This is a genomic window from Streptomyces pseudogriseolus, from assembly GCA_002154585.1.
In the GTDB taxonomy this organism is placed as follows: domain Bacteria; phylum Actinomycetota; class Actinomycetes; order Streptomycetales; family Streptomycetaceae; genus Streptomyces; species Streptomyces pseudogriseolus.
The window spans coordinates 65,931-79,263 of the sequence record MUNG01000002.1 but is presented as its reverse complement, the minus strand read 5'-3'; the positions used below and the strand labels follow the sequence as shown (position 1 = coordinate 79,263).

The window sequence follows — 13,333 nt, the reverse complement described above, 5'->3', positions numbered from 1 at the left end:
ACGTGAAACACCACCCCCGGAGTCGTTCTTACTTGTCCTTCAGGCAGAGCAGGAAGCTCTTGTCGCCGTTGGTCTCCGTGTAGACGTACTCGAAGTCCTTGGCCTCGGCCTCGCACTTGCTCTGCGCCGTCAGGCCGGAGAAGTCGCCCTCGACCTTGGCCAGCACCTTGTACTGCGCCTTCGCGTCACCGCAGTCGACGACCTCGAGGTCCGGGTCGTTGTCGTCCGTGCTGCCGCGGTGCATGCAGTCGCCCACGGCGGCGGTGTTGGCGTCGTCACGGCTGGCGATGAACCCACCGATGGCCACGCCCGCGACGATCAGAACGATCACGATGTTCTTGATCGTCTTGAAGCTGATCTTGCGGCCCTGCGGCTGCGGGGGCACCGGGGCTCCCGGCGGCGGGAAGCCGGGCTGACCGGCCTGCTGCGGGAAGGGGGCCTGGCCCTGGGGCTGGCCGTAGGGCTGCTGCTGGCCCTGAGCGAACGGGTTGCCCTGGGGCGGCGGAGTGGTCACTTGGGGGTCCCCCTAGTACATAGGCACGTGACGCGAAAGACGCGTTGATAAGACGCACGTAAGCTACCGGCCCGGAGTGACAACTCCGTAGCGAGATAAGGCTCTGTGGCGCTGATGTGACACTTACTGGCGTGCAAACCGGGCCATAGTCACCGCAACCGCTCCGTAGATAACGGCAATTGTTACCACCAGCGTGACCGACCGGCCGTCCGGAGGAAGCATCAGGGCCGCCACGGCCGCGGCTCCGACGAACGCCACGTTGAACAGCACGTCGTAGACCGAGAAGATCCGGCCGCGGAAATCGTCCTCCACGGAGGCCTGGACGATGGTGTCCGTGGAGATCTTCGCGCCCTGGGTGCTCAGGCCGAGGACGAACGCTCCCGCCAGCAGCGGGCCGGAGGCGAAGGGCAGGCCGAACGCCGGCTCCAGCACGGCCGCCGCCGCGGCGCAGGTCACGATCCAGCGGACAGGACCCATTCGTCCCGCCGCCCAGGGCGTCAGCACGGCCGCGGCGAAGAAGCCGGCGCCTGACGCCCCCAACGCCAGCCCCAGCAGGGCGAGTCCCTCGTCCGTGGTGGACGTCAGGTGGTACCGGCAGAGCATCAGCAGCATGACGAGCATCCCGCCGTAGCAGAAGCGCATCAGGAACATCCCGGTGAGCGTCCACGCCGCGTCCCTGCGTGCGGGCGCCGCGAGATGGCGTACGCCCGCCGCCAGATCGGCGGCCGTGCCGGAGAGGGCCGTGGCCAGGCGGGGGTGCACCAAGGCGTGGTCCGGGCCGAGCAGTTCCTTGGCGATGCGCAGGGCCGCCAGCGCCGCGCCCAGATAGAGGACGGCGCCCACGAGCACCACGGCCGCGTCCGAGTCCGCCACGACCAGCCGGACCACGAAGGCCAGGCCGCCGCCCGCGGTGGCGGCGAGCGTCCCGGCGGTCGGGGAGAGGGAGTTGGCGACGACCAGCCGCTCGGTGTCCACCACACGCGGCAGGGCGGCCGACAGCCCGGCGAGGACGAAGCGGTTGACGCCGGTGACGCACAACGCGGCCACGAACAGGAGCCAGTCGGGGACCCGGACGAGGATCAGGACGGCGGTCACCGCCGCCATCAGGGCGCGCAGGAGGTTGCCGTAGAGGAAGACCTGACGGCGGCGCCAGCGGTCCAGCAGGACGCCGGCGAAGGGGCCGATCGCGGAGTAGGGCAGGAGCAGGACGGCCATGGCCGAGGCGATGGCCGCGGCCGAGGTCTGCCGCTCGGGCGAGAAGACGACGTAGGCCGCGAGCGCGACCTGGAAGACACCGTCGGCGCCCTGGGAGAGCAACCGGACGGCGAGCAGGCGCCGGAAGCCTTGGAAGCGCAGCAGAACGCGCAGGTCACGGACGACGGCCATGGGGCACAGCCTCACATACGACGGGGGTCTCCGGGACATACGACCCGGAGACCCCCGACTGCCCGCGGTGGTCGCGCTTAGCGCTCGACCTCGCCCTTGATGAACTTCTCGACGTTCTCACGGGCCTGGTCGTCGAAGTACTGCACCGGCGGCGACTTCATGAAGTACGAGGAGGCCGACAGGATGGGGCCGCCGATGCCCCGGTCCTTGGCGATCTTCGCGGCGCGCAGGGCGTCGATGATGACACCGGCGGAGTTCGGGGAGTCCCAGACCTCGAGCTTGTACTCCAGGTTCAGCGGAACGTCACCGAAGGCGCGGCCCTCGAGGCGGACGTAGGCCCACTTGCGGTCGTCCAGCCAGGCGACGTAGTCGGACGGGCCGATGTGGACGTTCTTCTCGCCGAGCTCCCGGTCGGGGATCTGCGAGGTGACGGCCTGGGTCTTCGAGATCTTCTTCGACTCGAGGCGGTCGCGCTCGAGCATGTTCTTGAAGTCCATGTTGCCGCCGACGTTCAGCTGCATCGTGCGGTCCAGGATGACGCCCCGGTCCTCGAACAGCTTCGCCATGACGCGGTGCGTGATGGTGGCGCCGACCTGCGACTTGATGTCGTCGCCGACGATCGGGACACCCGCCTCGGTGAACTTGTCCGCCCACTCCTTGGTGCCGGCGATGAAGACCGGGAGGGCGTTGACGAAGGCGACCTTGGCGTCGATGGCGCACTGGGCGTAGAACTTCGCCGCGTCCTCGGAGCCGACGGGCAGGTAGCAGACGAGGACGTCGACCTGCTTGTCCTTGAGGACCTGCACGACGTCGACCGGCTCCTCGGCGGACTCCTCGATGGTCTCGCGGTAGTACTTACCGAGACCGTCGAGCGTGTGGCCGCGCTGGACCGTCACGCCGGTGCGGGGAACGTCGCAGATCTTGATGGTGTTGTTCTCCGAGGCGCCGATGGCGTCCGCGAGGTCGAGACCGACCTTCTTGGCGTCCACGTCGAAGGCGGCGACGAACTCGACGTCACCGACGTGGTAGTCGCCGAACTGGACGTGCATCAGGCCCGGCACCTTGGCCGCCGCGTCGGCGTCCTTGTAGTACTCGACTCCCTGCACCAGCGATGCGGCGCAGTTGCCCACGCCGACGATGGCTACGCGAACCGAACCCATTCCGGTTGCTCCCTGTGTGTACGAGTGAGGTCCTTGCGGACTCTCACGTGGCGGTGTCGCCGGGCGAATCCGGCCGGGGGTCGTCCCCGGACCGGGGCAGGTCGCCCGTCGCTCCAGATGTGGTGTCCTGCTGAGCGGGCCCCCCGGCGGCGGACCCCTTGAGGTCCCGGCCGGCCCGCTCGCTCTCGATGAGCTCGTTCAGCCAGCGCACTTCGCGCTCCACGGACTCCATCCCGTGGCGCTGGAGCTCAAGCGTGTAGTCGTCGAGGCGCTCCCGGGTCCGGGCCAGGGAGGCGCGCATCTTCTCGAGGCGCTCCTCCAGCCGGCTGCGGCGGCCCTCCAGGACGCGCATGCGGACGTCGCGCGACGTCTGCCCGAAGAAGGCGAACCGCGCGGCGAACGTCTCGTCCTCGTACGCGTCCGGTCCCGTCTGGGCGAGCAGCTGCTCGAAGTGCTCTTTGCCCTCCGCCGTCAGGCGGTAGACGATCTTGGCGCGGCGCCCGGCCAGCGGAGCGGCGAGGGCGTCCTCGGTGGTGTTCCCCGGTTCCTCGATCAACCAGCCGTTGGCGACCAGCGTCTTGAGGCAGGGATAGAGCGTCCCGTAGCTGAACGCGCGGAACACTCCCAGTGACGTGTTGAGCCGCTTGCGCAGCTCGTACCCGTGCATCGGAGCCTCGCGGAGCAGGCCGAGTACGGCGAACTCGAGGATTCCGGAACGCCGGCTCATCGTCGCCTCCCCTCTGCCCCGGTCGTGCCGCGATGGGCTCGTGTGCGGCTCGAGGCCGCCTTTATGTCGCGCTGATGTATCGACTCGATACATCACGACGATAGAACGACCTTCCGGGAGCGACAAGAGGGGGGAGAGTGAACGGGATCACATCACCGTTTCGTTGCGAGCAAGTTGCCTGATTTGAGGTGAACTTCTGGGCCCGGGGGGTTTTGGCGGTGCGTAGTCTGTGCGCCATGCAGACCACCGGGAACCGAGTGACGACTGGGGGCGTCCCTGTCCCCGGTGCAGTACGGATGAATGCGCGAAGCGCCGCATCCGTACTTCGGGGGGACCGGAAACCAGCCGCCGTTTCCAGGCGCGCAGAGGTGCGCCTGCCCGAGGAGTAGTCGTTCGATGAGCGAGCACCGTCGCAAACCGCCGCAGCCGCAGGGAGGCGGACGTGCCGCGGCCCGACGCGGCCAGTCCGGCTCGTCCTCCGGCCGCCGAGCGGCACCGCGAGGCGCCACCGGATCTCCGTCCGATGCCTATGGGCCGGGCACCCGCGGCGCAGGGGGTGAGGCCCCTGCGTACGGCAGTCGTGCCGAGGCGCGTCGCGCGGCACAGCGGGGAGGGTCCCGCCGCGCCACCGGACCCGGCCGCGGACGGGAACGCGCGGCCCCTCCGGCCAAGAAGAGAATCATCGACTATCCGCGCTACGACAAGGACGGCTGGCGCCGCTGGCTGCCGTCCTGGAAGCTCGTGTCCGGCCTGTGCCTCGCCTTCTTCGGCAGCCTCGTCGCGGTGGCCGGGATCGGGTACGCGATGGTGAGCGTGCCCAGCGAGGAGAACGCCGCGGCGTTGTCGGAGAACAACGTCTACTACTGGGAGGACGGCACCCAGATGGTCGCCACCGGTAGCGGCCAGAACCGGCAGAACGTCAGTTTCGACCGGATCCCCGAGGCCATGCGCTGGGCGGTGATCTCGGCCGAGAACAAGAGCTTCTACAGCGACTCGGGCATCGACCCCATGGGCATCGCCCGCGCGCTCGGCAACATGGCGCGCGGCGGCGACACCCAGGGTGGTTCGACGATCACCCAGCAGTTCGTGAAGAACACTTACCTGAGCCAGGAGCAGACGCTCTCCCGGAAGTTCAAGGAGATGTTCATCTCGATCAAGGTGGGCACCAAGCTCTCCAAGGACGAGATCCTCCAGGGCTACCTGAACACCTCCTACTACGGCCGCGGCGCCTACGGCATCCAGGCCGCCGCCCAGACGTACTACGGCAAGGACGCCGAAGACCTCACGCCGAGCGAGTGCGCCTTCCTCGCGGCCCTGCTCAAGGGCCCGACGTACTACGACCCGGCCGGCAACGAGAGCATCGACAGCTCCGCCTCGCCCCAGGCCAACCGCGAGCGTTCCGAGGAACGCTGGGCCTGGATCCTCGAGCAGATGCGCGACGACGAGCACCTCTCGGCCGCCGAGTACCAGCAGGCGGTCAAGAGGTACCCGATGCCTCAGGGGCGCAAGGCCACCAAGGGCATGACCGGGCAGATCAGCTACCTGGTCGACACGGCCAAGCGGTACGTCCTGAAGAACTCGGACATCTCCGAGGCACAGTTCGATCAGGGCGGCTACCAGATCTACACGACCTTCGAGAAGTCGAAGGTCGAAGCGCTGGCCAAGGCCGTGAAGAAGGTCGAGAAGGAGAACATCGACCCGAAGCGCGAGAAGGACCAGCACGTCCAGTTCGGCGCGGCCACGGTGAAGCCCGAGGACGGCGCGATCGTCGCCCTGTACGGCGGCGCCGGCTTCGAGAACGGCCACTTCAACAACAACGCCGACACCCAGGGCGTGCCCGTCGGCTCGACGTGGAAGCCCTTCGTGCTCGCCGCCGCCATGCAGCACGGCACGTACAAGACCAACGGTGTGGGCGTCTCGCCGGCCAGCAAGTACAACGGCAACGACCACCTGAAGATTCTGAACAACGACGGCTCCTACGTCCTCAAGAAGGACAACACGCCGTTCTTCCAGGAGAACGAGAGCGACCACCCGTGGGGCTACATCAGCCTGCGGAAGGCGATGGAGCAGTCGGTCAACACGCCGTTCGTGCAGCTCGGCATGGACGTGGGGATGCGGAAGGTGGCGGACGTCGCCCAGAAGTCCGGCATCCTCGAGGACAGCTTCGCCGGCCTGAACCCCTCGTTCGCGCTCGGCACGTCCACGCCCAGTGCGATCCGTATGGCGGACGCGTACGCGACCTTCGCGGCGTCGGGCAAGCAGGCCGACCCGTACTCGGTGACCAGCGTCAAGTACCGGGGTGCGGAGTTGCCCAACTTCGAGAAGCCGCGGGTCAAGCAGGCGATGCCGGAGAACGTGGCGAACAACGTCACCGACGTGCTCGAGAACGTGATCGAGAACGGTACGGCCCAGCACGCCAAGGAGCTGGGGCGCCGGGCGGCCGGCAAGACGGGTACCACGGACGAGAACAAGTCCGCCTGGTTCGTCGGCTACACCCAGCAGCTGTCGACCGCGGTCGCGATGTTCCGTGAGGACCCCAAGAGCCACAAGCTGCTCTCCATGAACGGCACGGCGGGCAAGGACTCGATCCACGGTGGTGACATCCCCACCCAGGTGTGGACCGAGTTCATGAAGGTCGCACTGAAGGGCACGTCGGACCCCGGCTTCCCCGAGGCCGAGAAGATCGGTGAGGTCGCCGACGGTGTCGGTGCACCGTCGCCGACTCCGACCGAGACGGAGACCGAGGAGCCGGAACCGTCCGATACGCCGACACCGTCCGAGACGGTGACCACCCCGCCGCCGCCCACCGAGACCGAGACCTGCGGCCCCTTCGACTTCCGTTGCCGGGACGAGGAGGAAGAGGACGGCGGGACTGGGAACGGCGGTACGGACAACGGAGGCACCGACGGAGGCGTTTCCTCGTCGCCCGACCCCACCGAGACCGAGGACCCCGGAGGCCCCCGGGGCAGCGACAGCGGTGGCGGCTTGTTCGGAGGCTCCGGCAACTGAGCCGTCCCTGTCCGATGTGGGCGTTTCACGTGAAACATGGGCCGCCGTACCCGACCGGGTACGGCGGCCCTCGCCGTGTCACCGGCCAGGTACGGCAGGATGTGCGCCATGCCCAGTGGAAAAACGACGAGCGTCCACGAGCCGGACCCGGTGCGGCCGACGGAGGAGGACCGGGTCGCAGCGGCCGGCAGCGAGCTGATCGGGGGACCGATCGGACGGCGTGCCCTGCTCGGCAGATCCTGGTGGACGCCGGTGCGGGTGATCGCGCTCGTGGCGATCGGTGTGTTCGCCCTCGGGCTGGTGCAGAAGGCGCCCTGCTACAACGGAGCCTGGTTCTTCGGCGCCAGTTCCCAGTACACGCACGCCTGCTACTCGGACATTCCGCACCTCTACCAGGGACGCGGCTTCGCCGATGGGCTGGTGCCGTACTTCGACCGGCTCCCCGGGGACATGGAGTACCTCGAGTACCCGGTCCTGACGGGCGTGTTCATGGAGGTCGCCGCCTGGCTCACCCCGGGCAGCGGCAGCATCCAGGACCAGGAGCAGTGGTACTGGATGGTCAACGCCGGGATGCTCATGGCGTGCGCCGCCGTGATCGCCGTGTGCGTGACGCGCACCCACGCCCGGCGGCCCTGGGACGGTCTGCTCCTCGCCCTCGCCCCAGCCTTCGCCCTGACCGCCACCATCAACTGGGACCTGCTGGCGGTCGCTCTGACGGCCGCCGCGATGCTGATGTGGTCCCGGGGCCGCGCCCTCGCCTTCGGTGTCCTCCTGGGCCTGGCCACGGCCGCCAAGCTGTATCCCGTACTGCTTCTCGGACCCCTGCTCGTGCTGTGCTGGCGCGCGGGCCGATGGCGGCAGTACGGCATGGCGCTCGCCGGGGCCGCCGTCGCCTGGATCGTCGTCAACGGTCCGGTGATGCTGTTCGCCTTCGACGGCTGGTCGAAGTTCTACACGTTCAGCCAGGAACGCGGCGTCGACTTCGGGTCGTTCTGGCTGATCCTGGCGCAGAACTCGGACGACCCGATCGCGACCGAGACGGTCAACACGCTCGCGACGCTGCTGATGCTGCTGTGCTGCGCCGGCGTGGCGGCCCTGACGCTCACGGCGCCGCGCCGCCCGCGCTTCGCCCAGCTGGCCTTCCTGATCGTCGCGGCGTTCATCCTCACCAACAAGGTCTACTCGCCGCAGTACGTGCTGTGGCTGGTGCCCCTCGCGGCGCTCGCCCGGCCCAAGTGGCGGGACTTCCTGATCTGGCAGGCCTGCGAGGTGGCGTACTTCCTGGGCATCTGGATGTACCTCGCGTACACGACCAGCGGGGACGCCCACAAGGGCCTGCCCACCGACGGCTACCACTGGGCCATCGGCGCGCACCTGGCGGGGACGCTCTTCCTGTGCGTCATGGTCGTCCGGGACATCCTGATGCCGGAACGGGACCCGGTGCGCCGCTCCGGCGGTGACGACCCCTCAGGAGGCGTGCTGGACGGCGCCGAGGACGTCTTCGTGCTCGGCCCCGCGGCACGCCCCGCGCGGCACGCGGCTCACTTCGAGGCGTCCCAGGTCGACTGGGGCAGGACGGAGGCCCAGGGCAGTTCGCTCTGAGCGAAACCTCGAAGGGGGCACCGGTCCCCCGACCACGCGAGGGGCCGTGCACGGAACGTCCGTGCACGGCCCCTTCGGCGTGTTACCGGTGCCGGCTCAGCGGTCGACGAGCCGGTCGAACTGTGTGGTGGTGTGCCGCAGATGGGCCACCAGCTCCTCGCCGACCTTGGGCTCCGGGGCGTCGGCCGGCACGAAGAGGATGGACACCTGCATGTGCGGCGGCTCGGCGAACCAGCGCTGCTTGCCGCCCCACACGAACGGCGAGAGGTTGCGGTTGACGGTCGCGAGGCCGGCCCGGGCGACGCCCTTGGCGCGCGGCATGACGCCGTGCAGGGCCTTGGGGGCCTCCAGACCCACCCCGTGGGACGTTCCGCCCGCCACGACCACCAGGAAGCCGTCGGAGGCCGCCTTCTGCTGGCGGTAGCCGAACCGGTCCCCCTTGGCGACCCGGGTGACGTCCAGCACCGCGCCGCGGTACTCGGTGGCCTCGTGGTCACCCAGCCAGAGCCGGGTGCCGATCCGGGCGCGGAAACGGGTCTGCGGGAACTGCTGCTGGAGGCGGGCCAGCTCGTCGGCCTTGAGGTGGCTGACGAACATCGTGTGCAGCGGCAGGCGGGCCGCCCGCAGGCGGTCCATCCAGCCGATGACCTCCTCGACGGCGTCGGAGCCGTCGGTGCGGTCCAGCGGAAGGTGGATGGCGAAGCCCTCCAGCCGGACGTTCTCTATCGCGGCGTGCAGCTGGGGCAGGTCCTGCTCGCTGATGCCGTGCCGCTTCATCGAGGACATCACCTCGATGACGACGCGGGCGCCGACCAGGCCGTACACGCCGTCGACCGACGACACCGAGCGGATGACCCGGTCCGGCAGCGGCACCGGCTCCTCACCGCGCCGGTATGGCGTCAGCACCAGCAGGTCACCGCCGAACCAGTCCTTGATCCGCGCGGCCTCGTACGTCGTGCCGACGGCCAGGACGTCCGTGCCCAGCCGGGTGGCCTCCTCGGCGAGCCGCTCGTGGCCGAAGCCGTAGCCGTTGCCCTTGCAGACGGGGACGAGCCCCGGGAACTGCTCCTGCACGTGCTTGTGATGCGCCCGCCAGCGCGCGGTGTCGACGTAGAGCGTGAGCGCCATGGCCGGACCTGGAACCTTTCTCGTGGCTGCGGTGTAACAAAGGTAGGGGAGGCGACGAAACCGTCGGGCTACGAAGACGGATACCGCGGTGAAGCGCGGGTCAGCGGCGGGACATGTAGATGTCGAGCGCCTTGTGGAGCAGCTTGTTGAGCGGGAAGTCCCACTCGCCGAGGTACTCGGCCGCCTGACCGCCGGTGCCGACCTTGAACTGGATCAGACCGAAGAGATGGTCGGTCTCGTCCAGCGAGTCGGAGATGCCGCGCAGGTCGTAGACGGTGGCGCCGAGCGCGTAGGCGTCACGCAGCATCCGCCACTGCATGGCGTTCGAGGGGCGCACCTCACGGCCGATGTTGTCGGAGGCGCCGTAGGAGTACCAGACGTGGCCGCCGACGATCAGCATGGTCGCCGCGGACAGGTTCACGCCGTTGTGCCGCGCGAAGTACAGCCGCATGCGGTTGGGGTCCTCGGTGTTGAGGGCCGTCCACATCCGCTGGAAGTACGACAGCGGGCGCGGCCGGAAGTGGTCGCGCACGGCCGTGATCTCGTACAGCCGCTGCCACTCGTGCAGGTCGTCGTAGCCGCCCTGGACGACCTCGACGCCGGCCTTCTCCGCCTTCTTGATGTTGCGGCGCCACAGCTGGTTGAAGTTCTTGTGGACCTCTTCCAGGGCGCGGTTCGCCAGCGGCACCTGGTAGACGTAGCGCGGCTGGACGTCGCCGAAGCCGGCGCCGCCGTCCTCGCCCTGCTGCCAGCCCATGCGGCGCAGCTTGTCGGCGACCTCGAAGGCGCGGGGCTCGATGAAGTCGGCCTCCAGGTCACGCAGGCGCTTGACGTCCTGGTCCTGGATGCCCCGCTTGATGGTCGCGGCCTCCCAGCGGCGGATGATCACCGGCGGGCCCATCTTCACGGAGAAGGCGCCCTGCTGCTTCAGGTGGGCGAGCATCGGCTCGATCCACTCCTGGAGATTCGGCGCGAACCAGTTGATGACCGGGCCCTCGGGCAGGTAGGCGAGATACCGCTTGATCTTGGGCAGCTGCCGGTAGAGCACAAGACCCGCGCCGACCATCTCGCCGGTGCGGTCGTCGAACCAGCCGAGGTTCTCCGAGCGCCACTCCGCCTTGACGTCTGCCCAGGCCGGGACCTGCATGTGGCTCGCCGACGGCAGGCTCTGGATGTACGCCAGATGCTGCTCGCGACTGATGGTCCTCAGGGTCAGGCTCATTCGGGGCGCTCCTCGGGCTGGTGTGTCCCCATGGGTTCAGGGGCTCCGGCTCTCGCGCGAAGCCTACTGCGCCCGGGGTGCGGCCCGTCTGGGCGCACGGGACTCCCGCCCCGGCCGGCCGTCGGCCGGGGCGTCTTGCGATGTGTGGTTGGCGGGTGGTGCGGACGTCAGTCGACGACTCCGCCGAAGAGACCGCCGTGCGCCATGCCCAGGAAGAAGCCGACCGCCGACAGGCCGAGGCCCAGGATCAGTCCGAAGCGCTCGCGCGTCGTGACGGAGACCCACTGGCCGTACGCCCCGGTGAGGATGCCGACCAGGCCGGTCCAGGAACTGAGCAGGTGCAGGTTGTGGAACTGCGCCGAGATGAAGGCCGTGAGCCCCAGCGCCATGGTCACCGCGAGCAGCGTGTCCTGGAGCGGATGGGGCTTGCCGTCGGTGGCGAAGAGTCCGCCGGCGGTGTTGGGTCGCATTGCCTGTGCCATGGGCACCTCCTGCGAAGGGCGGCGCATCGTAGCGCCGTACACACCCGATGTGTCCAGATTGACGGTCCTCCCGGCCGGATTTCAACCGGAAGCCGCTGTGCGGGTACTCTGTAGCGTCTGCACCGGTGTCTGTCCGGACAGAGCGAGGCGGGAACAGGAGAGGGCCACGGCCCCTTCGTCCGGCCGCGAGACCGCCGCCCGACCCGATTGTCAGTGGCGGCTGTTCTACTGACAGGCAACGGTGCACAACGCATCACGACCCTCCTGCCACGGAACGACCGTGGCCGCTGAGTCCAAAGGAGGTGGGTTCCACATGCGTCACTACGAGGTGATGGTCATCCTCGACCCCGATCTCGAGGAGCGCGCTGTCTCCCCGCTGATCGAGAACTTCCTCTCTGTCGTCCGTGACGGCGGCGGAAAGGTCGAGAAGGTCGACACCTGGGGCCGTCGTCGTCTCTCGTACGAGATCAAGAAGAAGCCCGAGGGCATCTACTCGGTCATCGACCTGCAGGCCGAGCCTGCGGTCGTCAAGGAGCTCGACCGCCAGATGAACCTGAACGAGTCGGTCCTCCGGACCAAGGTCCTCCGTCCCGAGACCCACTGAGCTCCGCTCAGCTGATCCCGGGATCCGAGTAGCAGCACAAGCAGCCAGCAGCAAACCCGCCGAGAGGTTCCCCCATGGCAGGCGAGACCGTCATCACGGTCGTCGGCAATCTTGTCGACGACCCCGAGCTGCGCTTCACCCCGTCCGGTGCGGCCGTCGCGAAGTTCCGTGTCGCGTCGACCCCCCGCACCTTCGACCGTCAGACGAACGAGTGGAAGGACGGCGAGAGCCTGTTCCTGACCTGCTCCGTCTGGCGTCAGGCGGCGGAGAACGTCGCCGAGTCGCTCCAGCGAGGCATGCGCGTCATCGTGCAGGGCCGGCTGAAGCAGCGGTCCTACGAGGACCGTGAGGGCGTCAAGCGCACGGTCTACGAGCTGGACGTCGAGGAAGTCGGCGCCAGCCTGCGCAACGCCACGGCCAAGGTCACCAAGACCACCGGCCGCGGTGGCCAGGGCGGCTACGGCGGCGGTGGCGGCGGCGGCCAGGGCGGCGGCTGGGGCGGCGGCCCCGGCGGCGGCCAGCAGGGCGGCGGCGCTCCCGACGCCGACCCGTGGGCGACCGGTGCTCCCGCCGGTGGCCAGCAGGGCGGTGGCGGCGGCTGGGGCGGTGGCTCCGGCGGCAGCGGCGGCGGCTACTCGGACGAGCCCCCCTTCTAGGGCGGGCCGTACCCACACTTCTTGATCACACAGGAGAATCACCATGGCGAAGCCGCCTGTGCGCAAGCCGAAGAAGAAGGTCTGCGCATTCTGCAAGGACAAGGTCACGTACGTGGACTACAAGGACACGAACATGCTGCGGAAGTTCATTTCCGACCGCGGCAAGATCCGTGCCCGCCGCGTGACCGGCAACTGCACGCAGCACCAGCGTGACGTCGCCACGGCCGTGAAGAACAGCCGTGAGATGGCGCTGCTGCCCTACACCTCCACCGCGCGATAAGGGAAGGGTGACCCACTCATGAAGATCATCCTTACCCACGAGGTCTCCGGCCTCGGTGCCGCGGGCGACGTCGTCGACGTCAAGGACGGCTACGCTCGCAACTACCTGGTTCCGCGGAAGCTCGCGATCCGCTGGACCAAGGGTGGCGAGAAGGACGTCGAGCAGATCCGTCGTGCTCGCAAGATCCACGAGATCCACACCATCGAGCAGGCCAACCAGGTGAAGGCCCAGCTCGAGGGCGTCAAGGTCCGTCTGGCCGTCCGCTCCGGCGACGCCGGCCGTCTCTTCGGTTCCGTCACTCCGGCCGACATCGCCTCCGCGATCAAGGCCGCCGGTGGTCCCGAGGTCGACAAGCGCCGCATCGAGCTCGGTTCGCCGATCAAGACGCTGGGCGCCCACGAGACGTCGGTGCGTCTGCACCCCGAGGTTGCCGCCACGGTCAACATCGAGGTCGTCTCCGCCTGAGGGCAGCGCTCGCTGAAGCAGTGAGCAGGAAGGGGCCGCATCCATCAGGATGCGGCCCCTTCGCATGAGTGTTGCCCTCCCACGAGCGCGATGTTTCA

13 protein-coding genes are annotated in these 13,333 nt (G+C 68.7%); 6 read left to right on the top strand and 7 right to left on the bottom strand.

What is annotated here, in order from left to right; all coding sequences use genetic code 11:
• Positions 1-28: 28 nt before the first annotated feature.
• The 4 genes from CCN29_RS00360 to CCN29_RS00345 all read right to left on the bottom strand — a co-directional run bounded on the left by CCN29_RS00360 (position 29) and on the right by CCN29_RS00345 (position 3,787).
• The gene (locus CCN29_RS00360) at positions 29-514 is read right to left on the bottom strand and encodes an LppU/SCO3897 family protein (RefSeq protein ID WP_006134059.1); all 486 of its coding nucleotides are present in this window, start codon (positions 512-514) and stop codon (positions 29-31) included.
• Positions 515-637: 123 nt separating this feature from the next.
• A complete protein-coding gene (locus CCN29_RS00355) occupies positions 638-1,900 on the bottom strand; it encodes an MFS transporter (protein WP_031018138.1) in 1,263 nt (420 codons plus the stop codon).
• 77 nt (positions 1,901-1,977) lie between these two features.
• Positions 1,978-3,060, bottom strand: a complete 1,083-nt coding sequence (locus CCN29_RS00350) for an inositol-3-phosphate synthase (RefSeq protein ID WP_006134057.1) — start codon at positions 3,058-3,060, stop codon at positions 1,978-1,980.
• A 43-nt stretch (positions 3,061-3,103) separates the two neighbouring features.
• Positions 3,104-3,787: a PadR family transcriptional regulator gene (locus CCN29_RS00345; protein ID WP_006134056.1), complete on the bottom strand. Its 684-nt coding sequence runs from the start codon at positions 3,785-3,787 to the stop codon at positions 3,104-3,106.
• Positions 3,788-4,183: 396 nt separating this feature from the next.
• On the opposite strand from CCN29_RS00345, the gene CCN29_RS00340 reads away from it, so the two are divergent.
• Complete coding sequence (locus CCN29_RS00340; protein ID WP_442538192.1) at positions 4,184-6,796, top strand: transglycosylase domain-containing protein; 2,613 nt, start codon at positions 4,184-4,186, stop codon at positions 6,794-6,796.
• Between the two features lie 99 nt (positions 6,797-6,895).
• Positions 6,896-8,398 carry a glycosyltransferase family 87 protein gene (locus tag CCN29_RS00335; protein ID WP_031018145.1) on the top strand — a complete coding sequence of 501 codons (1,503 nt, stop codon included), beginning with the start codon at positions 6,896-6,898 and terminating at the stop codon, positions 8,396-8,398.
• 96 nt (positions 8,399-8,494) lie between these two features.
• Here the strand turns inward: CCN29_RS00335 and CCN29_RS00330 are convergent, their stop codons facing one another.
• From CCN29_RS00330 to CCN29_RS00320, 3 genes are all read right to left on the bottom strand, one after another.
• A complete protein-coding gene (locus CCN29_RS00330; protein WP_006134053.1) occupies positions 8,495-9,526 on the bottom strand; it encodes an alanine racemase in 1,032 nt (343 codons plus the stop codon).
• 100 nt (positions 9,527-9,626) lie between these two features.
• Positions 9,627-10,748 (bottom strand): peptidoglycan bridge formation glycyltransferase FemX, encoded by a 1,122-nt coding sequence (gene femX / locus CCN29_RS00325; protein ID WP_086679444.1) that lies wholly within the window; start codon positions 10,746-10,748, stop codon positions 9,627-9,629.
• A 167-nt stretch (positions 10,749-10,915) separates the two neighbouring features.
• Positions 10,916-11,230, bottom strand: a complete 315-nt coding sequence (locus tag CCN29_RS00320) for a hypothetical protein (protein WP_031018149.1) — start codon at positions 11,228-11,230, stop codon at positions 10,916-10,918.
• 313 nt (positions 11,231-11,543) lie between these two features.
• Between CCN29_RS00320 and rpsF the strand changes: the two genes are divergently transcribed.
• The 4 genes from rpsF to rplI all read left to right on the top strand — a co-directional run bounded on the left by rpsF (position 11,544) and on the right by rplI (position 13,235).
• Entirely contained in the window at positions 11,544-11,834 is a 291-nt protein-coding gene (gene rpsF / locus CCN29_RS00315) for a 30S ribosomal protein S6 (RefSeq protein ID WP_004985983.1), read from the top strand.
• A 74-nt stretch (positions 11,835-11,908) separates the two neighbouring features.
• On the top strand, positions 11,909-12,490 hold the full coding sequence (locus CCN29_RS00310; RefSeq protein ID WP_086679443.1) for a single-stranded DNA-binding protein: 582 nt from the start codon (positions 11,909-11,911) through the stop codon (positions 12,488-12,490).
• Positions 12,491-12,533: 43 nt separating this feature from the next.
• Entirely contained in the window at positions 12,534-12,770 is a 237-nt protein-coding gene (gene rpsR, locus CCN29_RS00305) for a 30S ribosomal protein S18 (protein ID WP_003949403.1), read from the top strand.
• A gap of 18 nt (positions 12,771-12,788) precedes the next feature.
• A complete protein-coding gene (gene rplI / locus CCN29_RS00300; RefSeq protein ID WP_006134049.1) occupies positions 12,789-13,235 on the top strand; it encodes a 50S ribosomal protein L9 in 447 nt (148 codons plus the stop codon).
• The last annotated feature ends 98 nt before the right edge of the window (positions 13,236-13,333 follow it).

Bases quoted from the DNA above. Each gene is read 5' to 3' on its own strand.
- CCN29_RS00355 (WP_031018138.1), bottom strand. From the start codon at position 1,900: ATGGCCGTCGTCCGTGACCTGCGCGTTCTGCTGCGCTTCCAAGGCTTC.
- CCN29_RS00350 (WP_006134057.1), bottom strand. From the start codon at position 3,060: ATGGGTTCGGTTCGCGTAGCCATCGTCGGCGTGGGCAACTGCGCCGCA.
- CCN29_RS00345 (WP_006134056.1), bottom strand. From the start codon at position 3,787: ATGAGCCGGCGTTCCGGAATCCTCGAGTTCGCCGTACTCGGCCTGCTC.
- CCN29_RS00340 (WP_442538192.1), top strand. From the start codon at position 4,184: ATGAGCGAGCACCGTCGCAAACCGCCGCAGCCGCAGGGAGGCGGACGT.
- CCN29_RS00335 (WP_031018145.1), top strand. From the start codon at position 6,896: ATGTGCGCCATGCCCAGTGGAAAAACGACGAGCGTCCACGAGCCGGAC.
- CCN29_RS00330 (WP_006134053.1), bottom strand. From the start codon at position 9,526: ATGGCGCTCACGCTCTACGTCGACACCGCGCGCTGGCGGGCGCATCAC.
- femX (WP_086679444.1), bottom strand. From the start codon at position 10,748: ATGAGCCTGACCCTGAGGACCATCAGTCGCGAGCAGCATCTGGCGTAC.
- CCN29_RS00320 (WP_031018149.1), bottom strand. From the start codon at position 11,230: ATGGCACAGGCAATGCGACCCAACACCGCCGGCGGACTCTTCGCCACC.
- rpsF (WP_004985983.1), top strand. From the start codon at position 11,544: ATGCGTCACTACGAGGTGATGGTCATCCTCGACCCCGATCTCGAGGAG.
- CCN29_RS00310 (WP_086679443.1), top strand. From the start codon at position 11,909: ATGGCAGGCGAGACCGTCATCACGGTCGTCGGCAATCTTGTCGACGAC.
- rpsR (WP_003949403.1), top strand. From the start codon at position 12,534: ATGGCGAAGCCGCCTGTGCGCAAGCCGAAGAAGAAGGTCTGCGCATTC.
- rplI (WP_006134049.1), top strand. From the start codon at position 12,789: ATGAAGATCATCCTTACCCACGAGGTCTCCGGCCTCGGTGCCGCGGGC.